At 58.6% G+C, this 21,015-nt stretch carries 22 protein-coding genes, 1 tRNA gene and 1 riboswitch; of the genes, 16 read left to right on the top strand and 7 right to left on the bottom strand.

What is annotated here, in order from left to right:
* Positions 1 to 53: 53 nt before the first annotated feature.
* Genes ACSYTG_RS10455 through ACSYTG_RS10475 form a run of 5 tightly spaced genes read left to right on the top strand, consistent with a single transcriptional unit; the run spans position 54 to position 3,282 of the window.
* On the top strand, positions 54 to 962 hold the full coding sequence (locus ACSYTG_RS10455; protein ID WP_489783327.1) for an HAD family hydrolase: 909 nt from the start codon (positions 54 to 56) through the stop codon (positions 960 to 962).
* Between the two features lie 17 nt (positions 963 to 979).
* Positions 980 to 1,729 (top strand): 6-phosphogluconolactonase, encoded by a 750-nt coding sequence (gene pgl, locus ACSYTG_RS10460; RefSeq protein ID WP_489783326.1) that lies wholly within the window; start codon positions 980 to 982, stop codon positions 1,727 to 1,729.
* A gap of 17 nt (positions 1,730 to 1,746) precedes the next feature.
* The gene (gene rpiA / locus ACSYTG_RS10465; protein WP_415421531.1) at positions 1,747 to 2,460 is read left to right on the top strand and encodes a ribose 5-phosphate isomerase A; all 714 of its coding nucleotides are present in this window, start codon (positions 1,747 to 1,749) and stop codon (positions 2,458 to 2,460) included.
* Between the two features lie 2 nt (positions 2,461 to 2,462).
* Positions 2,463 to 3,041: a gluconokinase gene (locus tag ACSYTG_RS10470; protein ID WP_489783270.1), complete on the top strand. Its 579-nt coding sequence runs from the start codon at positions 2,463 to 2,465 to the stop codon at positions 3,039 to 3,041.
* Between the two features lie 13 nt (positions 3,042 to 3,054).
* Complete coding sequence (locus ACSYTG_RS10475; RefSeq protein WP_489783269.1) at positions 3,055 to 3,282, top strand: hypothetical protein; 228 nt, start codon at positions 3,055 to 3,057, stop codon at positions 3,280 to 3,282.
* Positions 3,283 to 3,332: 50 nt separating this feature from the next.
* Here the strand turns inward: ACSYTG_RS10475 and ACSYTG_RS10480 are convergent, their stop codons facing one another.
* On the bottom strand, positions 3,333 to 3,557 hold the full coding sequence (locus ACSYTG_RS10480) for a hypothetical protein (RefSeq protein ID WP_489783268.1): 225 nt from the start codon (positions 3,555 to 3,557) through the stop codon (positions 3,333 to 3,335).
* A gap of 108 nt (positions 3,558 to 3,665) precedes the next feature.
* On the opposite strand from ACSYTG_RS10480, the gene ACSYTG_RS10485 reads away from it, so the two are divergent.
* From ACSYTG_RS10485 to ACSYTG_RS10520, 8 genes are all read left to right on the top strand, one after another.
* Positions 3,666 to 4,700, top strand: coding sequence for a TroA family protein (locus tag ACSYTG_RS10485; protein ID WP_244896401.1), 1,035 nt, complete (start codon positions 3,666 to 3,668; stop codon positions 4,698 to 4,700).
* Positions 4,701 to 4,789: 89 nt separating this feature from the next.
* Positions 4,790 to 6,559, top strand: a complete 1,770-nt coding sequence (locus ACSYTG_RS10490) for a chloride channel protein (RefSeq protein WP_415424200.1) — start codon at positions 4,790 to 4,792, stop codon at positions 6,557 to 6,559.
* Positions 6,560 to 6,680: 121 nt separating this feature from the next.
* Positions 6,681 to 7,706 carry an NAD(P)H-quinone oxidoreductase gene (locus tag ACSYTG_RS10495; protein ID WP_253528315.1) on the top strand — a complete coding sequence of 342 codons (1,026 nt, stop codon included), beginning with the start codon at positions 6,681 to 6,683 and terminating at the stop codon, positions 7,704 to 7,706.
* 63 nt (positions 7,707 to 7,769) lie between these two features.
* Entirely contained in the window at positions 7,770 to 8,468 is a 699-nt protein-coding gene (locus ACSYTG_RS10500) for a YggS family pyridoxal phosphate-dependent enzyme (protein WP_489783267.1), read from the top strand.
* A 121-nt stretch (positions 8,469 to 8,589) separates the two neighbouring features.
* A complete protein-coding gene (locus tag ACSYTG_RS10505) occupies positions 8,590 to 10,581 on the top strand; it encodes a potassium transporter Kup (RefSeq protein WP_489783266.1) in 1,992 nt (663 codons plus the stop codon).
* 4 nt (positions 10,582 to 10,585) lie between these two features.
* The gene (gene hemW / locus ACSYTG_RS10510; RefSeq protein WP_489783265.1) at positions 10,586 to 11,740 is read left to right on the top strand and encodes a radical SAM family heme chaperone HemW; all 1,155 of its coding nucleotides are present in this window, start codon (positions 10,586 to 10,588) and stop codon (positions 11,738 to 11,740) included.
* A 44-nt stretch (positions 11,741 to 11,784) separates the two neighbouring features.
* Entirely contained in the window at positions 11,785 to 12,216 is a 432-nt protein-coding gene (locus ACSYTG_RS10515) for a DUF1489 family protein (RefSeq protein WP_086646246.1), read from the top strand.
* Positions 12,217 to 12,363: 147 nt separating this feature from the next.
* Positions 12,364 to 12,439 (top strand) — tRNA-Glu (locus ACSYTG_RS10520).
* Between the two features lie 153 nt (positions 12,440 to 12,592).
* Here the strand turns inward: ACSYTG_RS10520 and ACSYTG_RS10525 are convergent.
* From ACSYTG_RS10525 to ACSYTG_RS10550, 6 genes are all read right to left on the bottom strand, one after another.
* On the bottom strand, positions 12,593 to 13,828 hold the full coding sequence (locus ACSYTG_RS10525; protein ID WP_415420267.1) for an MFS transporter: 1,236 nt from the start codon (positions 13,826 to 13,828) through the stop codon (positions 12,593 to 12,595).
* 26 nt (positions 13,829 to 13,854) lie between these two features.
* The gene (locus ACSYTG_RS10530; protein WP_165925509.1) at positions 13,855 to 14,253 is read right to left on the bottom strand and encodes a GlcG/HbpS family heme-binding protein; all 399 of its coding nucleotides are present in this window, start codon (positions 14,251 to 14,253) and stop codon (positions 13,855 to 13,857) included.
* 88 nt (positions 14,254 to 14,341) lie between these two features.
* Complete coding sequence (locus ACSYTG_RS10535; protein ID WP_489783264.1) at positions 14,342 to 15,073, bottom strand: IclR family transcriptional regulator; 732 nt, start codon at positions 15,071 to 15,073, stop codon at positions 14,342 to 14,344.
* 104 nt (positions 15,074 to 15,177) lie between these two features.
* Positions 15,178 to 15,822: a LysE family translocator gene (locus ACSYTG_RS10540; RefSeq protein WP_489783263.1), complete on the bottom strand. Its 645-nt coding sequence runs from the start codon at positions 15,820 to 15,822 to the stop codon at positions 15,178 to 15,180.
* 149 nt (positions 15,823 to 15,971) lie between these two features.
* Positions 15,972 to 16,418, bottom strand: a complete 447-nt coding sequence (locus tag ACSYTG_RS10545) for a hypothetical protein (protein WP_489783262.1) — start codon at positions 16,416 to 16,418, stop codon at positions 15,972 to 15,974.
* 37 nt (positions 16,419 to 16,455) lie between these two features.
* Positions 16,456 to 16,664, bottom strand: a riboswitch (cobalamin riboswitch).
* 43 nt (positions 16,665 to 16,707) lie between these two features.
* On the bottom strand, positions 16,708 to 17,277 hold the full coding sequence (locus tag ACSYTG_RS10550; RefSeq protein WP_489783261.1) for a histidine phosphatase family protein: 570 nt from the start codon (positions 17,275 to 17,277) through the stop codon (positions 16,708 to 16,710).
* A gap of 110 nt (positions 17,278 to 17,387) precedes the next feature.
* Here ACSYTG_RS10550 and ACSYTG_RS10555 point away from each other — a divergent pair, with 110 nt between their 5' ends.
* The 3 genes from ACSYTG_RS10555 (at position 17,388) to bfr (ending at position 20,996) form a co-directional block, all read left to right on the top strand.
* The gene (locus tag ACSYTG_RS10555; RefSeq protein ID WP_489783260.1) at positions 17,388 to 19,343 is read left to right on the top strand and encodes an esterase/lipase family protein; all 1,956 of its coding nucleotides are present in this window, start codon (positions 17,388 to 17,390) and stop codon (positions 19,341 to 19,343) included.
* Positions 19,340 to 20,344 carry an Lnb N-terminal periplasmic domain-containing protein gene (locus ACSYTG_RS10560; protein WP_491706414.1) on the top strand — a complete coding sequence of 335 codons (1,005 nt, stop codon included), beginning with the start codon at positions 19,340 to 19,342 and terminating at the stop codon, positions 20,342 to 20,344. Before ACSYTG_RS10555 ends, ACSYTG_RS10560 begins: the two co-directional genes overlap by 4 nt.
* A 166-nt stretch (positions 20,345 to 20,510) precedes the next feature.
* Entirely contained in the window at positions 20,511 to 20,996 is a 486-nt protein-coding gene (gene bfr / locus ACSYTG_RS10565) for a bacterioferritin (RefSeq protein WP_025826363.1), read from the top strand.
* Positions 20,997 to 21,015 lie beyond the last annotated feature (19 nt).

Genomic DNA, 21,015 nt, shown 5'->3' on the forward strand with positions numbered 1-21,015 from the left:
ACGCCTTTTACCCCCGGCCCTTATACGGGTCGGGGCATTGGGGGATGAACACAATGGCAGGCTTTGGGCAGAACAGGCATGGCCCCGAACGCCCTCCTGCCCGCCAGATCCGCCTTGTTGTTTCCGACATGGATGGCACGCTGCTCACTCCGGACAAGCAGGTTACCCCCCAAAGCATGGCGGCAGCGCAGGCATTGCAGCTTGCGGGCGTGCCCCTCTGCCTTGTCAGCAGCCGCCCCCCCGGTGGGATGGAAATGTATTTTGCGCAGTTAAGGGTCAGCACCCCTTATGGCGCACTTAATGGCGGCACCCTGTTCAACCCCGACCGGACCATCCGCTCCAGCCTCTCGCTCGCCCCGCAAACCGTGCAGGAAGCCCTGAACCTACTGGCTGCCCCGCAGGTGGACCCATGGCTGTTCCGTGGGCATGAGTGGCTTGTGCGCGATGCGCAGAACCCCCTTGTGCTGGCAGAAAGCCGGACCGTGCAAAGCACACCAACACAAGTGAGCGACCTGCGCGCTTACGAGCATGATATTGGCAAGGTTACCGGCTCCACCGCAGACCACGCCATGCTACAGGCACAGGAAGCCCTGATAGGCCGCAAACTGGCAGGGCAGGCCAGTGTTGCCCTCTCCAGCAAATGGTTTTTGGACATTACCCCCCTGCATGCCAACAAAGGGCATGCCGTGCGCCAACTGGCCGCTGACTACGGCATAAGTGTGGGCGAAGTTGCCTGTATTGGGGATATGAACAACGACATTCCCATGCTGGCCATTGCCGGGCTTGCCATTGCAATGGGCCAGTCCACCCCGGATGTGCAGGCCTACGCGCATTGCATAACCACCCCCAACACGCAGGAGGGCTGGGCCCGCGCGATAACGGAGTTTGTGCTGCCCCGTTGCCATACGGCCCCCGCCCTGCACTATGCTCCCGCCCCTGCAAATGCGGCACCCGCTCCATGAGTATGAAAGACCCCATGATGCCCGGACAGACCACCGCCACTGGAACCATGCATGTTTTTCCCCATCAGGAGGCGCTGATAACCGGACTGGCGGACTGGCTGCTCGAACGCAGCCTTGCCAAGGCTGATACAGCACCGTTCCGGCTGGCGCTTAGCGGGGGTTCCACCCCCCAGCATCTGTATACCCTTATGGCCAGCGCACCCTATGTTGCGCGCTTTCCGTGGCATAATATGCAGTTTTTTATTGGGGATGACCGCTTTGTGCCCCATGACCATGCCGACAGCAATTTTGGCATGATGCAGCGTCTGCTTTTTTCAAAAGCCCCTATTCCTGCCGACAACATTTTTCCCATGCCAGACCATGGGCTGGCCGAAGATGCTGCTGGAGCGTACGAACAGATCCTGAAAAATCTTTACGGTGCCAAGGATTTTTCACCGGAGCGGCCTTTTTTTGATGTGCAGCTGCTGGGCATAGGCACGGACGGGCACACGGCCTCGCTTTTTCCAGGCCAGCCTGTGCTCGACAACCGTAGTGCTTGGGTTGCAAGCTGCGTGCCCCCCGTGGCACCCCATACCCGCCTGACGCTGACCTACCCTGCCATTCATTCTAGCCAGCATGTGGTTTTTTTGGTGGAAGGTGCCGCCAAACGGGATATTCTGGCCCGCATTCGTGCGCAGGACCCCGCATGCCCGGCCAGCGCGGTTACGGCGCAAGGCGAACTGATATGGTTTACAGACCAGGCCGCAGCCCCATCGGGCCAAAAATAACAAGGACAAACAGACAGATGACAACCACCACACCCGACCCCGCCGCAGCCTTTAAGCAGCAATCCGCCGTAAAAGCCGCATCTCTGGTGCAAAGCGGTATGGCCGTGGGCCTTGGCACTGGCTCCACCGCCAAGTTTGTGGTTGCTGAACTTGGCCGCCGCATTCGCGAGGAAGGGCTGCGGATTACCGCCATTCCCACATCCATCGTGACAGAAAAGCAGGCCCGTGAAGAGGGTATTCCCCTGACTACCTTTGGCCAGCAGCCCGAGCTTGATCTGGCCATAGATGGCGCGGATGAAATTGAACCCAAAACCCTGAACCTGATCAAAGGGCTGGGCGGCGCACTCCTGTGGGAAAAAATTGTGGCAGCCGCAGCAACCCAGTTTGTGGTGGTGGCTGATGCCAGCAAATACGTGGACCACTTAGGCATGCGCTGCCCCCTGCCTGTAGAGGTCATTCCCTTTGGATGGGAAAATGCCGCACGCAAGCTGGGGCTTTTGGGGGCACAGGTTACACCGCGCCGCATGCGCGATGGGTCTTTTTTTCTCACGGATGAAAAAAACCTGATCATGGATTGTGTTTTTCCAGCCATTATGGAGCCCGAAGAGCTGAGCCACGCCCTGTATGGCATTGTTGGCGTGGTAGAGCATGGGCTATTCCTGCACATGGCCACACAGACCATTACCGCAGGCCCGGAAGGTATTCGGATCATCACACCACAAGGGAGCTAGGCATGTCTTTGAACAGTTCAGCTTTTCCGCCCGGGCATGTTCTGCCCGCCCAGCCTGCGGCACATGGTATTGGCAAACGCCTTATTGTTGTCATGGGGGTTTGTGGGTCTGGTAAAACCACTATTGCCGAAGGCCTGCATAACGAACTGGGCTGGCCATGGCTGGATGCAGACACCCTGCACGATGCCAGCAGCATTACCAAAATGCGCGATGGTATTCCCCTGACCGACACAGACCGCAAAGCATGGCTGGAGCGGTGCCACGCATGGCTCAAATCCTGCGCGGAACGCAATACCGGTGGTATTCTGGCGTGCTCGGCACTCAAGCGTGCATATCGCACGATGCTGCGTGCACAGGGGCTGGCCGTGCAGTTTGTTTATCTACATGCAGATGAAGGAACTTTGCACACGCGCCTAAGCACACGTACAGGCCACTTTATGCCCCCCGAGCAACTACCCAACCAGCTGGAAACACTCGAACCCCCACACCCGGACGAGGCTGCATGGTCCCTGCCAACCCTGCACCAGCCAGCAGAAACCATTGCCGAGATCATGGGTCTGCTCAAAGCCAGCAAACACTGAAAGACCACCAGCTATGGGGCATAACTACGCCAAACCACTGACCTCGGGCCAAAAAATGGAACGCCTGTTAGGCCGCATTCCCCCATCGTGGCATGTGGTAATGGAGCGGCAGGCGGGGGAAGCCCAATGGCGGGCACTAGCCCATGCCCCCGGCCAGGATGGCGCATGGAGTGACCTCCACCCCGACCCGGCCGATGCACTGGAAGATAGCTGGCGCCGTAACCGCACGGTTACGGTCTGACGTTAAAAACCCAATAGCCCGCCATCCGCGCATAACATGCGCCATAAAGCTCAGGCTTTCCGCTTTGCCGCCTGCCTGCCGGTCTGGGGTTTATTGTAAGGCTTGCCGGTCAGGGGGTTTATGCGTGTTGTGCGGGTGCGCTGGGGCGTTGGGTCGGGCACAACATAAGCCTGTATGCCCTCCGCCTGCCGGGCGCGGGCAAAACGCTGCGCGTGCGATAACTGCGCTGCGTAATACAGAACCCTGTCCCCCACCATAACACTATGTTTGCGCACGCTCTGCCGCCTTCTGCTGGTATGGCTGCGGGGCTTTTGCCTCCCCCGCCGATGTGGCTTGCAAGCCGCCTGTCCATATTTTAATATATCTGAAATTAGGATAAGCGCATGACCTTCCACCGCCCCAGATATTTCAGCCTGCCACGCATTATGGCAGCCATGGCTGCAAGCCTTGCTTTTTGCGCTCCCCTGCACGCACAGGCCCGCCTTGTAACAGATATGAGTGGCGCAACGGTCGAGATCAAGGATGGCGCCCCCCCCATTGCCGACCTGTGGTTTGCCCATAATGAAATAAGCGTCATGCTGGGTGCGGCACCGCGCATACGGGTCACGGCGGAAAATCCGGGCGATAATCCCTGGCTTTTCAAAATTTCTCCCGTTCTGTACATGGCGCATATGGGTGTCAAACCCGATACGGCCAGCGCGGAATACCTGCTGGCCAACAGAATTGGCCTGACATTTGTGCCCACCAAAGCCAAGGCGGAAGAGCTCAGGCGCGCAGGCGTGGCAGCCCTTGCTGCCGAATACATGACCATGCCGGACCTGCTGAGTTCTCTGGACATGAGTGCCGAGGCCATTGGCACGCAGGAGGCCCATAATACCGCCAAGCGTTACCGCCAGGAAATGGAGCGCGTGCTGGAGCTGCTCAAGTTCCGCACGGCACAGGTTCCTGCGACCGAACGCCCACGCGTGCTCCACATTGCCCGTTTTTCCCCCCTGCAGATTGATGGGCAGAAAACCCTGATTGATGCCTGGATTCAGGCCGCCGGGGGCATCAACGCCGCAAAAATTGCAGGCAATCACAGGCCAGTCAGCTTTGAGCAGATCGCTGTGTGGAACCCCGATGTGGTTATTGTGGACTCCGCCGCCGGGGAACTACCCGAATCTTCCCCCCTGCGCACGCTCAACGCATTCCAGCAGCAAAAATGGTGGACCAACCCCAAAGGGGTATTTGCATGGGACCGCTACGGCTGCGAGGCCCTGCTACAGGTCCAGTGGGTTGCAAAAAAACTCCACCCCACCTTGTTCGCGGACTTGGATATACGGACCGCATTGCGCAATTTTTACAACATCTTCTTCCGCTACCATCTGAGCGAGGATGATATTTCGCGCATTCTGGCAGCACAGCCCCCTGCCCCATAAGCCAGCGCAATAGCAGGCTGCCCCATAAGCGGTATGGCATTCATACATCTTATTGGACGCCCTGCCCCCATGCTGTTATGCCATGCAGCATGACAGCGTTGCTGGAACACCTGCGCTCCCATAAGACGCCAGCCCGGTGGCTTGCGGCCCTGCGGGCACTGGTGCGCACGGATTCGCTCTGGCTGCTTGTTCTGGGGGCCATAACCGGCGTGCTGGCAGGGCTGGCCGTAAGCCTGATCACCTTTACCACCTTGCTCGCCCACAATCTGCTGGCTCCCGGTTACAAGCGCCTGTCCGGGCTGGAGCATGTGGCTCCCTGGCGCGCCCTGCTGGTACCCGCCATTGGTGGCCTGCTGCTGGGGCTTTGGCATTACACCCTGCAACGCCACAACCGCCACAGACCGGTTGACCCGATTGAGGCCAATGCCCTGCATGGGGGGCGCATGTCCCTGCGGGATAGCCTGATTGTAACGGGGCAGACCATTCTTTCCAACGGCTGTGGTATTTCCCTTGGGCTGGAAGCCGGATTTACCCAGATTGGCGCGGCCTTTGGCTCGCGCATCGGGCGCAACCTGCGCATGCACCGGGCTGATGTACGCCTGCTTGTGGGGTGTGGCGCAGCGGGGGCCATTGGTGGCGCTTTTGATGCCCCCCTTGCAGGGGCGTTTTATGCGTTTGAACTGATTATAGGTTCCTACGCTTTTCCCCTGCTGGCCCCGGTTGCCTGCGCCTCCTTATGTGCGCTGGCTGTTGTGCACCTGACGGGGGAAACACTCCCCGCCATTACCATGACCATTCCGCAGGATATTCCAGCACTGGCCTACCCCCTTCTGGCGGTGCTGGGGGGTATTTCCGCCCTGATCGGCGTTGCACTCATGAAAAGTGCTGCCTACGCGGAACAGATTTTTGCGGTGTGCATCAAACCCCTGTGGCTGCGGCCCATGGTGGGGGGGCTGCTGGTCGGCGGGCTGGCCATTATATCCCCCACCGTTCTGTCCTCGGGCCATATTGCCATGCGGGCAGGGCTGGTCAGCCCACCCCTGCTCTGGGCCGCATTGGGGCTTTTGCTGCTCAAGGCAGCGGCTTCTACCCTCTCAATCGGGTCGGGGTTTAGGGGGGGGCTGTTTTTTGCCTCGCTTTATCTGGGGGTGCTGACCGGGGCCGCTTTTGCCAGTGTGGTCGCCCCCGTTATGGATCTTTCTCTGGGACTGTGCACGATTGCGGGCATGTGCGCGCTGGCCACCGCCATTATTGGCGGACCGCTGACCATGATCCTGCTCACGCTGGAAACCACCCACAGTGCCAACCTGACCGCCGCCGTAGCCCTGACCGCCCTTGTTGCCTCCTTTACGGTCAAACGCATTTTTGGCTATTCCTTCGCCACATGGCGCTTCCACCTGCGGGGAGAAAATATTCGCTCCGGTGTAGATGTGGGGTGGATGCGCACCTTAACCGTAGGCCGCATGATGCGCACGGAGCTGGATACGCTGGCCGCAGACACAACCGTTGCTACGGCCCGCACAAACTTTGCCGGGCGCATGCCCCGCTATATCGTGCTGCACAATGGCCAGAACCGTTACGCCGGACTGCTGGAAAGCAACCTGATCCAGTCCATTACCATTGCCCCCGACCAGCCTCTTTCCGCTCTGGTGGAACATGACGGGGAAGTGCTTTCCCCCGATTTTTCAATCGGGCATGCCGTCGCCGCCTTTGAGCGCACAACCCGCCCGGCACTGGCCGTAACAGACAGGGAGGGCCATGTGCTGGGTATTCTCAGCGAGCGTTACGTCCTGCGCCGTTACGCGGAAGAACTCGAACGCACCCGCCGCGAACTGGCGGGGGAAAAACACGGTAAATAGCCCGGCAACCGCCTGCCTCCGCGCCACGTAGCACGGACGTGATCGCCCGGCCTCTTTTGCCCCGCACGGCTACCCCCCATAATAACAGGGTCTGATTGTTATCAAAAACCGGCGGTGTCCCATGCCTGCTGCACCTGTTGTTCCATCCTCCATGCAAGCAATCTGCTTTACCGAACCCGGAGAGCCAGACGTTTTGCACCTTGAAACCCTGCAGGTTCCCCAACCCGGCCGGGGGGAAGTGCTGGTACGCGTCATGGCCGCAGGCGTTAACCGCCCCGACCTTATGCAGCGCAAGGGACTTTACCCCCCTCCGCCCGGAGCCTGCCCCCGGCTTGGGCTGGAAATAGCGGGCGAAGTGGTCGCCTGTGGCCTGCCACAGGAGGGCACCCCCATGCCCGCCCCCGGCAGCCGTGTATGCGCCTTAACCAATGGCGGCGGCTATGCGCAGTACTGCCTTGTGCCCGCAGGCCAGTGCCTGCCATGGCCCAAGGGTTTTAATGCCGAGCAGGCCGCCGCACTGCCGGAAACCTATTTTACCGTCTGGTCCAACCTGTTCATGCCGACCATGCCCGAACCCGGTGCACGGGTGCTGATCCATGGCGGTACCAGCGGTATTGGCACAACGGCCATTCAGCTTGTCAAAGCCTTTGGCGGGCAGGCTTTTGCAACCGCTGGCACAGATGAAAAATGCGCCCTGTGCACGGAGCTGGGGGCCACTGCCATTAACTACCGCACAGAAGATTTTTTAACCCGTATTCGCGAACTGACCCACGATCAGGGCGTGAACATTATTCTGGACATGATTGGCGGCGCGTACTTCAACCGCAACCTCAAATCCCTCACGCTTGATGGCCGGCTGGTCATTATTGCCCTTCAGGGAGGCGCCAAGGCGGAACAGGCCGATCTGGCCCGGATTATGACCCGCCGCCTGACCGTAACAGGTAGCAGCCTGCGCCCCAGAGACAGCGCCAACAAGGCCCGCATTGCCCGCGAACTGCATGAGCGGGTATGGCCCCTGCTGGACCGGGGGAGCATAAAACCGCTTATCCATGCCACCTTCCCGCTCGCGCAGGCCGATCAGGCGCACAAGGCGCTGGAGGAAGGTAACCACATTGGCAAAATTGTCTTAACGGTCTCCCCCGCCTAAAAGGAAAGATACTAGAGCAGGGGCAACCCTGCCTTTCCGTTTTGCAAGCACTTCCGGGGCCCCATGGATACGTCTCTCCCTTCCGCCACGTCCAGCATTGCCGATCGGCTTTGCGCCGTGCGCCGCAGCATGCACGCCGCAGCCCTTGCCGCCGGGCGTGACCCGGCTGAGGTGACTCTGGTGGCCGTCTCCAAATTCCACCCCCTGCAAAGCGTGCAGGAGGCTCTTGCCGCGGGGCAGTGTGTGTTTGGTGAAAACCGGGTGCAGGAGGCTACAGCCAAGTTCCCGCCCCTGCGGGCCGCCAACCCCGACCTGCGGCTGCACCTGATTGGGGGCCTACAGACCAACAAGGTGCGCGATGCAGTCCGCATTGCCGATATGATTGAAAGCCTCGACCGCCCCGCACTGGTGGATGCCATTGCCCGCGCGGCAGATGCGCAGGGCCGGCTGCCCGACCTGCTGGTGGAGGTCAACACAGGCGATGAACCCCAGAAGTTTGGTGTGCCAAAAGAAGAGGCCGATGCGTTTATACGCCTGTGCCAGAAGCGATTTGGCCCATCCCTGCGGGGGTTGATGTGCATCCCCCCTGCAGAGCAGAATCCGGTCCCGCATTTTCAGCTCCTACGCAGTATGGCCCAGACCCATGGCCTGCCTGTGCTGTCCATGGGCATGTCGGCCGATTTTGAGCAGGCCATTGCGCACGGTGCCACCCTTGTACGGGTTGGCAGCGCCATATTTGGCCCACGCCCGGCACTAGCCTGAACGGCCCATTCTCAATAATGGTAGCCGGTATGCCTTGCCTCTGGCACTCTGCGCACTTTATGCAGGGCATCCTAGAATTTCTTTTTTCTTCTTCTGCCCCTGACGCGGAGCCAGAAATGCCATGACCGACGCCGACAGTACAACGCCCCAAGGTTCCGCCCCGGCTCCGGGCGAGACGCCCCAGACCACCGGAGCACCAGAACCACGGCGGATTGCCGAGTTCGACGCGGATCAACCCCAACATGCCATGGCGCCCGTAGGCTTTGCTGCCCTGCTGAGCGTGCTGGGTGTTGTTTATGGTGATATTGGCACAAGCCCGCTTTACGCCTTTCGGTCCACGGTGGAGGTCATTTCTGACCACCACAAGGTGGAGCCGTGGGAAATCATGGGGGTTGCCAGCCTTATCTTCTGGACCCTGATCCTGATCGTGACCGTTAAATATGTGCTGCTCATCATGCGGGCAGACCATAATGGCGAGGGCGGTATTCTGGCGATCATGTCCCTGGCCCAACGCGTGACCACCAGCACGCGAACGCGGCTGGTGCTTGGCATGGTCGGGATTATTGGCACCTGTCTGTTTTTTGGGGATGGCATTATTACCCCCGCCATTTCCGTGCTTTCAGCCATCGAAGGGGTGGAAGTCAGTATTCCCGCAGCGCACGAGGTGGTTATCCCGGTTGCCATACTGGTCATTATCAGCCTGTTTAGCGTGCAATGGGTGGGTACGGGCCGGGTGGGCACCATATTTGGCCCGGTCATGCTGCTCTGGTTTGGTACGCTGGGTACGCTCGGCGTTATCGAGATCATGCACCACCCGCATATTCTGCTCTCCCTCTCCCCCACCTATGCGCTGGAGTTCGTGTTTTACCACGGCAAACTCTCCTTTCTGGCCCTTGGGGCGGTTGTGCTGTGCGTAACCGGGGCAGAGGCGCTGTATGCGGATATGGGGCATTTTGGCCGCGCTCCCATCCGCTACGCATGGCTGTTTTTTGTGCTGCCCATGCTGGTGCTGAACTATTTTGGGCAGGCCGCACTGGTTATTGCAGACCCCAAGGCGCTGGCTAACCCGTTCTTCCTGCTATGCCCGCACTGGATGCAGGGGCCAATGGTGGTGCTGTCCACACTGGCAACGGTTATTGCCAGCCAGGCCGGGATTTCGGGTGGGTTCTCGCTCTGCCGCCAGCTTATTCAGCTCGGTTACATGCCGCGTCTGCGCATTACCCACACCAATGCGGAAGAAGAAGGCCAGATCTATCTGCCCGACTTCAACCGCTTCCTTGCTGTGGGTGCCGTGCTGCTGGTGCTGGCCTTCCGCAGTTCGGATGCTCTGGCCTCGGCCTACGGCATTGCGGTTACGGGCACGTTTATCTGCACCTCCATTCTGGCCATTGCGGTCTTTCGCAAGCACTTCAACTGGCCCGCATGGCAGGTGGGCATGGTGTTTGGCGGCTTTTTGCTGCTCGATGGCACATTCTTTACCGCCAATGCGCTCAAAATCCCTGATGGCGGGTGGGTGCCCGTAATGCTCGGCTGCGTGCTGACACTGATGATGACGACATGGAAAAAGGGTCGCGGCCTTATTATTGCCCGCCAGCGGCAGGACAGCCTGCCCATGGGCTCCTTTATTGCCCGTCTGCCCCAGTCGCGCACCATTATCCGTGTGCCGGGCATGGCCGTGTTCATGACCAGCACGCCCGACTTTGTGCCGCCCTGCCTGCTGCATAACCTGCGCCACAACAAGATCCTGCATGACCACGTGCTGTTTGTAACCGTGCAGAACCTTGACCAGCCGGAAGCCGAACGTGGCCACCGCGTAACGGTGGAAGAACTGGCACCGGATGTGTACCGGGTCATCCTGCGCTACGGCTTTATGGAAATGCCCAACATCCCCCGCGCGCTGGAAGAACTCAAAGCCAATGGGGTGGACTTTGATGCCCTTCAGGCCTCGTACTTCACATCGCGCGAACTGGTCACACGTTCCTCGGTGCCGCGCATGTCGCGGTGGCGGATGTCCATCTTCCTGTTCATGCTGCGTAACTCGACTTCGAGCATGGAGTTCTTCCGTATTCCGCCCGACCGCGTGGTGGAACTGGGCGTAAAGGTAGCCATCTGAGCGCGTGCAGCACGAACCACTCGCCCTTTACATCCACTGGCCGTTCTGTCTGGCCAAATGCCCGTACTGTGACTTCAACTCCCATGTACGCGAGCATATTCCGCAGGCCCGGTTTGCCAAGGCACTCCGGGCCGAGCTGGCGCACGACGCCGCACGGCTGGGCCGCCGGAAGCTGACATCCATCTTCTTTGGCGGCGGCACACCCTCGCTCATGGCGCCAGAAACCGTGGCAGCCCTGATAGAAGATGCCCGCACCCTGTTTGACGCAGCTCCGGACATGGAGATCACGCTGGAAGCCAACCCGACCAGTGTGGAGGCCGGGCGGCTACACCAGTTCCGTCAGGCGGGTATCAACCGTGTCTCCCTTGGTATTCAGGCGCTGGAGGACCGGGCTCTTGCCTTTCTGGGCCGGGAGCATTCCGCGGCACAGGCCCGCGCGGCGCTGGAGACAGCACGCAGCCTGTTCCCCCGCCTGACATTTGACCTGATCTACGCCCGGCCAGAACAGAGCATTGCCGCATGGCGGCAGGAACTGGCCACGGCCCTGCAACTGGCGGATGACCACCTTTCCCTCTACCAGCTCACAATCGAGGCGGGCACGCGGTTTGAAGCCCTCTACCGCCAAGGCACGTTTACCCTGCCCGACAGTGATACAGCCGCCGCCCTGTACGAAACCACGGCCGAACTCACACAGGCCCACGGCATGGCGGCGTATGAAGTGTCCAACTACGCGCGCCCCGGCAGCGAGAGCCAGCACAACCTGACCTACTGGCGGTACGGAGATTATCTGGGCATTGGCCCGGGGGCACATGGCCGCCTGAGCTTTGGCAATGCGCTCAAGGCCACACGCCGCCACCGTGCGCCCGAACCCTGGGCCGAACGGGTGGAACACACAGGCACCGGCCAGACATCGGAAGAAGACCTCACACCCCATGACCGTGCGCAGGAAATGCTGCTGATGGGCCTACGTGTGCATGAGGGTATTCATCTGGCCCGTTTTGCAGCCCGTACCGGCATGGAACTGGACAACGCCGTGGACCAGACCATTCTGGCGCAGGCACTGCGCGAAGGCTACCTGATACGCGACGACCAGACACTCCGCGCCACAGCAGAAGGCAGGCTGCGGCTTGAGGCCCTTTTGGCCGCTCTTGTGCTCTAACTCCGGCAGGGTGTTCCATACCTGACCACCACCATGTGAGGGACATGATAAACCTGATCAAACTTGTTGTTGGTGTTTCCTCGCTGGATGAGCTGGCGGAGCGCCAGCGTTTACCCGCCAACCAGCGCCGCCACCCCGGCAGCGGCACAATGCTGCCTGTTGTGCACACACGGACTTTTCCCAAGCAGGCGGCAGCACTGCTCCAGGGGGGGTCACTTTACCGGGTTATTGCGGGGCTTATTCTGTGCCGCCAGCGCCTTGTGGACATTCAGCCCGAAACACGGGCCGATGGCACAAATGGCACATTGCTTTTTATCGACCCCACCATCATCCGGGTGGAAGCCCGCGCCCTGCGCCCTTTTCAGGGCTGGCGGTACCTGAACCCGGCTGACGCACCGCCCGACCTGAGCAGCAGCGCGCGGCATGACGACCTTCCCCCCGCGTTACAAAAGGAACTGACCCTGCTTGGGTTGTAAGGCAGCCCCAACCCGGCATGGAACAGCGCGCCTGCATGGGGGAATGTCAGGGCGTTGGCCCCTCGTTTAAAAAAAAATGCACAAATGTCATTTAGTTGCTTGACGCTCCGTACATTCCACTCTAAACAGCGGCTCAACAACGCCTCTGTCCCGTTCGTCTAGAGGCCTAGGACACTGCCCTTTCACGGCGGCAACACGGGTTCGAATCCCGTACGGGATACCATCTGGTATCAAGCGCGTTGTTATTTTCCCGCACATTGCCGAATTATGCCGCACATGGCGCCATACAAGTGCTGAGTAGCGTCTGCTATGGCCCTGTTGGCAGGCAATAAAAAACCCCTTATCGGGCAAGGGGCTTTTTAAGGCTATGAGCCCATTATGTTATGGGCTGGCGTTCTTCCGGCACCCCGCTTTTTTTGAGAATAAAAAGAGCCAGCAGATAAACCAGCAGCCCACCAGCAGAAAGCAGCGCCCCACCCACACCCAGTGCAGCATACCCAAACTGCTGCCCCAGCAAGACACTCCCCAGCGACGCCCCCAGCGCATTGGCAATATTAAATGCAGAATGATTAAGGGAGGCAGCCAGAGTTTGCGCATCGCCTGCAAAATCCATCAACCGTGTCTGCAAGGCGGGGCCTAGCGCGTTTACGCAGGCCGGGATCAGAAATACATCAAGCATCAACGCAAGATTGCTGTGTAAAAGTGCTGAAAAAACCAGCATGGCTACCGCACTGCCGGCCAGCGCAAAAATAGCTGCCAGATTGATGTTACGGTCCACCAGCCATGCCCCGATATTGGCACCTGCCAGCATACCCACACCCCAGACCACCATATACAGCATGACCTGCCATTCGGGCACGTGCGTAACATTTTGCAAAACACTTGTCAGGTACGTGTAAATTGCAAACATGCCACCAAAGCCGATTGCTGCGGTCAGCAACGTGAGCAGCACCTGTGTATTACCCAGTGCCGTAACCTCCCTGAGCGGAGAATTGGCACGGTTTGGTGTATCCGCCGGAATAAAGCGCCACACCCCGGCAAAGGTTAAAAGCCCGAACAGGCCAATAATCAGGTACGCAATGCGCCAGCCAAAATGATTGGCTGCAAAAGTGGAAAACGGTGCCCCTACCAGAGTAGAAATTGCAATGCCGGACAAAACACGCCCAACAGCCCAACCCCGGCGCGCACGCTCCACCATGGAGGCCGCAACCAGAGCCGATACGCCAAAAATGGCACCGTGAGGCAATCCGGTAATAAACCGCGCCACCTCGACCAGCCCCGGTGTGGGCATGGCAACACTGAGCAGATTACCAAAAACAAACAGTAACAGCAGCACAAGCAGCAGTTCCCGCCGCGACAGGCGCGCACCCAGAATGGTAATGAGCGGCGCACCAATAACAACCCCAAGCGCGTAGGCTGTAATGGCGTAGCCCGCATCAGCCGTGGACAGGTGCAGGGATGCTGCAAATTCGGGCAGCATTCCCATAATGGCAAATTCACCAGTGCCAACAACAAATGCGCCAAAGGTCAGGACAAGGAGTGCCGCAGCTCTACCCGCGGGTGGGGCCATTGGGGCCATGCTGCCTACTGGGGGAGTGGTCTGTTCTGTCATGGTTTATGCTCTGTGCCAGAAACCCATCAGGCCGAAAGGGTTTTTGCAGCCACGCGGGCAATGGCAATATCTTCTTCCGTGCTTGCGCCTGAAACACCAATGGCACCCAGCACCTTGCCATCTGCAGCCTTAAGCACCAGACCGCCGCCAAAGCTGGTCATGCCGCCATTGGTGTTTTCCAGCGTATAGGCACGACCATCGGGATGACCAATTTTTGCAAAATCCGCGCTGTCCATCTGGAACAGAACCGCCGTGCGGGCCTTTTTGCTGGCCACATCAACCGCCCCCAGAATAACGCCTTCCATACGCAGGAAGGCAACAGGCCATGCTGCCGCGTCCAGAATGGAAATGCAGACAGTTACACCCATGCGCCGTGCCTCGGCATGGGCGGCATCCAGCATGGCGGTTGCAAGTGTTGCGTTCATGGCTCGTACATTCCTTTTGTGCAAAGGCAGGTACGTTAGCCACACGGGCAGATAAGGGAACCGGAAAAACAGGGAAAAGTTTATTTATTCAATATTGTTGAACATCAAGCTGCTCAAGTGAACGCATCATCATCCACGCAAGCCTGATCAGGCGATGCTGCGGAAACTGCGCAGGAGGGCCGGTCAGGCACAGGCTTGCCCTGACCTCCCCATTTATCCGCCATGGAATAGCAACACCGTTCAGCCCCGGCCTGTAGGCCTGCAGGTCCAGCGCATATCCTTTGATCCGCACATCTTCTATGCGGCTCAGTACATCTGCATCCAGCGCATTGGCACGGGTTGCCAGCACCCGCTTGCCCAGACCGGGCACACAGGCCAAGAATACCCACCCAACGGCTGAACCTTCCAGATTTTCCCGCACTGGCACGCTGGGCCAAGCAGCACAAAGCCCATTGGGATCGACAATATCCAGATACGCTGCCTGATCCCCGCTAGGCACGGCCAGCCATGCCGTGCCGCCACTTTTATGGGCAACGGCTTCCAGCACAGGGCGCAAGCGGGCCCGCACGCTGTTATCATCCCCCGCAATACGGGCGAGGTTGAGTATGCGCCCGCCCAGATGGTAACGCATATCCCCTGCCCTGCGCTGGACGTATCCCAAATGGTCCAGCGTTTGCAGAATATTGTGCACCGTTGTTTTGCCTATGCCCGAAATACTGGCAATCTGCTGCAAACGTGCACCACCACCCTGCTGGGCTATAATTTCCAGAATAGCTGCGGACCGCTCTATGGACTGGATAAGCCTTGGCGTTTTGCTCATGCCGCATTCCCACTACCCAAGGGGCTGACCATACTCCGCCCGCCTTATGGCCCGCAGCATAACAGCACCTTGGCAGAACGCCTGACTTTTCTGGCCTCCATCCTTCAGGATGGAATACCGCTCATGACCAGCCTGAAGGCAAAAAAGAGGAACACTACCCCCGTAAGCACATCCAGCGCACGCACAACTCTGGGGCTGGACAGAACACGACCGAGCGAAAACGCCAGACAGGCCAGAACCGCATACCATGCAACAGCCATAACCACCTGCACCCCCGCCAGCAGAAGGGAATAGCTGACCCGGTGCACACCTGCGGGAATAAACTGGGCAAAGGCGGTCAGGTCGAACACACCAACAAGTGGGTTAAGGCATGTGGTCAACAGCCCACGCTGGTAGCCAGCCCCCATACCGCCAACAGACTGCGCCTGAGCATCTGCCCGCGCCTGATCATGCGCCCCGGCAGAAGGCATAAGCAGGCGAACCCCCAGATAAGCCAGATAAAGCGCCCCGGCCCATTCCAGCGCCAGATACAGTGTGGGAGAGGCCGCAACCAAAGCGCTTACCCCAAACGCTGTGCCTGCTCCCCATATGGCAAGCCCTGTGCCGGTGCCCAGCGCAGCCCCAAGGGCCGCCTTGCGGCTCACATTCATGCCCAGACGGATAACAAGGGCCGTTTCTGTCCCCGGTGTGAGCACCAGAACACCCCACGCGGCGGCAAAGGTCAGTAAAGGCAAAAAAGCATGGGGCATGGCCAGGTCCTGCACAGTGCATTGAGCAACACGCACCACCCTCTGGCCGGTTCAGCCCATAGGGTGGTGCGTGCTGGGTGCTAAAAAAGAACAAAAGCCACAAAAAGTCCAAGCCAACAGGCAAAAAAATACCTGTGATCACTCTAACGCTATCTGCGGTTATATAACTCCATAGCCATGTGGCGCGCGCCCACAACGTGCTGGGCCGCAACATAGGCCATGAGCGTGGCATGGGCTGCGGGGTTTTCGGTCTTTTCCTCTCGTTCCTGCTCGGGGGCACAACGGGCCTTTATGGCCAGACTTAGTGCGTGCTCCAGCATGCCGCGGAAGAGGGTCTCAAGCTGCAAGGCTCTGGCACGGTAAGGTAAGGGCTGTTCTGGCATAAACATCCCCAGTATCTGCCCTCCGGCCTGTTGCAAGGCGGCCTCTTCGGCCAGCTGAGGGGACTCTCTGAACAGGGCCAGAACCTCCGCCCTGTTCGGCGCAACGCGCAGCAGATGCCGCAGCAAAGGGTGCAGCAACCCCACTCCACCCGCAATATGCGCGGAGCAGGAGGAAGCAGGCGGATAAGAACCCGGCAGTAAATAGCGTGACATCAGACATCTCAGCCCCCGGTCAGTCCCGCCCGGTGACATGGTTTGCAAGACGAAGGCAGGTCTCCTGACTTGCAGATACGCGACACACCCTGCCTTCCCGGTTATGCACCAGTGGCCGCCCCCTCCAGGGCAACGGGTGTAAGCTACTGCCTACAGTTGCGGGTACAGTCTCCGACTGACTTCTGGCGAAGCTTACGGTGTTCCCTTTTCATCCGCTCGCGCGGAACCTTCGACTAACAGGGGCAGGCTATAGCGGCATGCGCGCTTTGCCGCGAGCAAAAAAACAGGCTCACGCCCCTTCCGCCGGCACTCCCAGCAGACCCAAACGCCACTGACCCGCATGACAGCTGATCAGGCTGTAACTCAGGGGGGGGACATCCACCCGCGCAGCATGGGCCAGACCCACAGCCCCTTCCCCCTGATACAAAACCCGCAACAGCAGGTTGCGCACCACAGCAGGCCGTGCCAGCACAACGGCTGCGGGCAGGGTCTGGCTTATATCATCCAGCCAAAGGGCCGTTCTGTGGTAAAACGCGGCAAAGCTTTCCCCTGCTGGTGGGGCAAAAGTCGCATCGGTTAAAAAGGCATGCTGCTGCACAGGGTCCAGAGCTTGCAGGCCTGTGCCCGCCCATGTTCCGTAATCCCTGTCCCGCAGGGTATCCTGTGGCCGCATGATGTGCCCTTGCCCATCCGGCACGGCCACATCCGGGGCATAGAATACCGTTAACTGGCTCACGGACGGTAGATAAGCTGCGGCTGTCTGGGGGGTATAACCATGTGCAACCTGTTCAGCCCCATCAGGCAGCACACCCTTGCGCACAACACCGGGTAGTGCAGACGCACAGCAAAGCAGCTTCAACCCACAAACCTTTCCCGCACTGGGCCATGACTGTACAGGATTTGCCAGCATGCCGCAGACACCCTACACCATCAGGCATTATTTTACCGCGATTTAAAACCGAGAATCGGATGCCCGCTTTTTCCAGCACTTTATCCAGCGCTCTGTGTTCCCGTTTTTCGTGGGTCGCGGTCTGTCTGGCCGTTTCAGGCTGTGCGGCCCCCATTACCGTGCAGCGCCTGAGCCTGACAGACAGCTACAAGGAACGCAGCCAGAGCACACTGAGCGGGCAGAAACTGAGCAACACCACTCGTATTGTGCTTGAGCGCCAGAACCTGCTGGCCATATGGAAGAAAAATCCCGAACAGGCACTGGCCATCCTGCGCGCCAGCACACAGGCGCAGTTTTACACCCCCGACGTGCAGGACCAGCTTTTTGCCCTTGCGGAGCTGAACTACCTGCTGGGTCGCCAGAACACGGACCGTGCGGCCTTTATGGCAGCAGCCCTGTACGCCTATGCCTACCTGAACCCCAACGGGCCGGATAACGCGAAACCCAACCCGTATGACGTACATTTCCGTCAGGCGTGTGATCTTTACATGTTTGGCCTGACCGAAGCACTGGGTAACCCTGTGGAGGTGGCACCACAACGCTGGACGCTCCCCTTTGGCACACTGGACCTGTCCACCACCCCCGCGCAGAAGGAATGGTACGGCTATACGCTGACCGACTTCCGCCCCACAGCGCGCCTTTCGGTGCGGGGGATAAAAAACATCTATCGCCGGGCGGGGCTGGGGGTGCCACTGGCAGCAGTACCCCACCCACCAGAAAACAGCCAGATTTCCTTCTCCATTACCGACAAGCTGCGTATTCCCGTTAACCTGCTGCTGGAAATCCCCAACCCACGCGAGCAGATTTTTACAAACCACATTGATGCGCGCCTGACACTGGCAACCATTGACACAACAAGCAGCCTGCCAACCACAGACGGTGTTATTCCCCTACAATATGACCAGACCGCCTCCCGCGCGATCAGCCTGAGCAACGCGGTTGACTGGTCCGTGGAATACAAGGGTTTTCTGGATGGCAATCTCTTTAACAAACGTGCCCAGCTTATTGCCATAGAACCGCACCAGTATGGCCATATGCCCGTTGTGCTGGTGCATGGCACGGCCTCCAGCCCCGGACGCTGGGCAGATATGGTCAATGACCTGCTGGAAGACCCGCAGATACGCGCACATTATGAATTCTGGTTTTTCTCCTACGCCACGGGCAACCCTATCCCCTACTCCGCCCTGCAACTCCGCGATGCCCTGAACCGCACCATCCATGACCTTGGTGGCACGCAGGCAGACCCGGCACTAGGGCAGATTACTCTGATCGGACACAGCCAGGGCGGACTTTTGGCAAAAATGCTGGCCATTGACCCGCATGATGCCCTGTGGAACGGGCTGACCCACCGCGCGCTCTCCAGCCTCCACCTTTCACCCAATGTACGGCAGTTTCTGGAACAGGCCCTTTTCCCCACCCCCATGCCTGAAGTCAAAAGTGTTGTGTTTATCTCCACGCCACAACATGGCAGTTATCTGGCCGACTTTTCCATTGCGCACCTTATAGGACGGATGGTCACTTTTCCCGCAGCCATTACGGAAGTGACCCAGCAGGTCCTTGAGGGCAACACCGGCGCGCTCAAGGTGGATATGAGCCCCAGCCGTTTTGGCAGTGTTTATGGCATGTCCCCCCGCAGTGCGTTCATACAGGCGCTGGCGACTGTTCCTGTTGTGCCGGATGTGCAGAGCCACTCCATTATTCCCGTGCTGGGCAACGGAATGCTGGAAGATGCGGATGATGGTGTGGTGGCTTACGCCAGTGCGCATGACCCACGGGTGCAGAGCGAACTGGTTGTGCGCAATTCGGGCCACTCCACACAGGCCAACCCGATCACCATTGCCGAAGTACGCCGTATTCTGCTGCAACAGTTAGCAGCCACCATACCCGACCTGCACGTTAAGGGGGATATGAACCACACCAACATCATGCGTATTGGTGGAGATTACGTCATCCCCGCCACATGGGCAAAGCCATGATCATGCGCAAACACCGCAGCCGCCACACAAGACACTGGAAACTGACTGCAATAACCCTGCTTTTTGCAGTCTATGCCTGTGCGGCGCTTTACTATTCCACGCTTGAGCCAAACCTGCTGCGCCTTGGGGCAACCGGCCTGTGCGGGCTGCTGTTTGTGGCAACATCCTGTATCCGCCAGCCCATACGCCGCATTGCAGCCCTGTGCGTGCTTTGTGCGTGCTTTGCCATATGGTTCTGCACCAACCTCCCCAGCAATAACCGCGAATGGGCTGGGGAATATGCCGTGCTGGCCGATGCCATACAGGATGGTCGTACAGTCCATGTACGCAATATCCGTGATTTTACCTATAAAACCGAAACCGATTATACCCCGCACTATTACAACGCGGACTTTGATCTGGACCACCTTGCCACCATAGACCTGATAACGTCTTACTGGGCGGGGGACAGCATTGCCCATGTATTCCTGTCCTTCGGGTTTGATGATGGCCGGCACCTTGCTGTTTCCATTGAAACACGCCGCCAGAAAAAGTTTTCCTATTCCACCATCGCCGGTTTTTTCCATCATTATGAACTGACCTACGTTACAGCCGATGAACGCGACCTGATTGGTGTGCGCACGGATATACGCAAGGAACGTGTGTATCTTTACCGGCTGGAACTTTCTGCCCAGACCCGAGAAGCCGTTTTTAAAAACTACCTGACGGAAATACACAAACTGACCACCACCCCACGGTGGTACAATACGCTTATGGACAACTGCACGACCGAAATTCTGGCCCGTGCCAATGCCCGCACCCGTTACCGGCTGGACTGGCGGGTGCTGCTAAGCGGGTACACAGCCTCCCTTGCCTATGATCTGGGGCTGCTGAACACACACTATGATTTTGCAACACTCCACGAACTCAGCCGAATAAAGCGCCCCGCGAATGCCGTGCCAGATGCGAATTACTCTAATGAAATACGGGAATCCCTCCCGCTCGCACTTGCGAATAAATAAAAATAACGGCAATACATGCATATCGCTCGCATTTAGAAGTAAGTTTGTTGCAAGTGATAATTATTTTTCCAAAAGCACTTGATTTTGAACATTTTTTTGTTTGCGAGTGGTTGCGTTTTATATTATGGTCCGCTTCAGTTCCTTTTGTAATCGAGAGTAAGCCACCATGGTCAAAGACCCTAAAGTTATTGAACACCTGAACATCCAGCTCACCAACGAGCTGACCGCCATCAACCAGTATTTTCTGCATGCCCGCACCCTGCGCCACTGGGGCGTGACCCTGCTGGGCAAAAAAGAATACGAAGAATCCATTGAGGAAATGCGTCACGCTGACTGGCTGATCGAACGCATTCTGTACCTGGGCGGCCTGCCCAACGTGCAGCGCCTGAACACGATTCTGATCGGTCAGGACGTCAAGGAAATCCTTGAATGCGACATGAAGCTGGAAGAAAAGGCCATGAGCGACCTGCGCGAAGGCATTGCGTACTGCGAAAGCGTGCGTGACTTCGTATCCCGCGACCTGCTGCTGAAGATCCTGTCCAATGAAGAAGAACATGAAGACTTCATTGATCGCCAGTTCGACCTGATCAAGCAGATTGGCGTTGAGCGTTACATCCAGCTCAACTCCGCCTCCGCTCCTGAGCAGGAATAAAAATTGCCCTGTTGTCCGG

Source organism: Acetobacter sp. ESL1128 (genome assembly GCF_058505085.1).

Coding starts and splice junctions, on each gene's coding strand:
- ACSYTG_RS10455 (WP_489783327.1), top strand. CDS start 54: ATGGCAGGCTTTGGGCAGAACAGGCATGGCCCCGAACGCCCTCCTGCC.
- pgl (WP_489783326.1), top strand. CDS start 980: ATGCCCGGACAGACCACCGCCACTGGAACCATGCATGTTTTTCCCCAT.
- rpiA (WP_415421531.1), top strand. CDS start 1,747: ATGACAACCACCACACCCGACCCCGCCGCAGCCTTTAAGCAGCAATCC.
- ACSYTG_RS10470 (WP_489783270.1), top strand. CDS start 2,463: ATGTCTTTGAACAGTTCAGCTTTTCCGCCCGGGCATGTTCTGCCCGCC.
- ACSYTG_RS10475 (WP_489783269.1), top strand. CDS start 3,055: ATGGGGCATAACTACGCCAAACCACTGACCTCGGGCCAAAAAATGGAA.
- ACSYTG_RS10485 (WP_244896401.1), top strand. CDS start 3,666: ATGACCTTCCACCGCCCCAGATATTTCAGCCTGCCACGCATTATGGCA.
- ACSYTG_RS10490 (WP_415424200.1), top strand. CDS start 4,790: ATGACAGCGTTGCTGGAACACCTGCGCTCCCATAAGACGCCAGCCCGG.
- ACSYTG_RS10495 (WP_253528315.1), top strand. CDS start 6,681: ATGCCTGCTGCACCTGTTGTTCCATCCTCCATGCAAGCAATCTGCTTT.
- ACSYTG_RS10500 (WP_489783267.1), top strand. CDS start 7,770: ATGGATACGTCTCTCCCTTCCGCCACGTCCAGCATTGCCGATCGGCTT.
- ACSYTG_RS10505 (WP_489783266.1), top strand. CDS start 8,590: ATGACCGACGCCGACAGTACAACGCCCCAAGGTTCCGCCCCGGCTCCG.
- ACSYTG_RS10515 (WP_086646246.1), top strand. CDS start 11,785: ATGATAAACCTGATCAAACTTGTTGTTGGTGTTTCCTCGCTGGATGAG.
- ACSYTG_RS10525 (WP_415420267.1), bottom strand. CDS start 13,828: ATGACAGAACAGACCACTCCCCCAGTAGGCAGCATGGCCCCAATGGCC.
- ACSYTG_RS10530 (WP_165925509.1), bottom strand. CDS start 14,253: ATGAACGCAACACTTGCAACCGCCATGCTGGATGCCGCCCATGCCGAG.
- ACSYTG_RS10535 (WP_489783264.1), bottom strand. CDS start 15,073: ATGAGCAAAACGCCAAGGCTTATCCAGTCCATAGAGCGGTCCGCAGCT.
- ACSYTG_RS10540 (WP_489783263.1), bottom strand. CDS start 15,822: ATGCCCCATGCTTTTTTGCCTTTACTGACCTTTGCCGCCGCGTGGGGT.
- ACSYTG_RS10545 (WP_489783262.1), bottom strand. CDS start 16,418: ATGTCACGCTATTTACTGCCGGGTTCTTATCCGCCTGCTTCCTCCTGC.
- ACSYTG_RS10555 (WP_489783260.1), top strand. CDS start 17,388: ATGCCCGCTTTTTCCAGCACTTTATCCAGCGCTCTGTGTTCCCGTTTT.
- ACSYTG_RS10560 (WP_491706414.1), top strand. CDS start 19,340: ATGATCATGCGCAAACACCGCAGCCGCCACACAAGACACTGGAAACTG.
- bfr (WP_025826363.1), top strand. CDS start 20,511: ATGGTCAAAGACCCTAAAGTTATTGAACACCTGAACATCCAGCTCACC.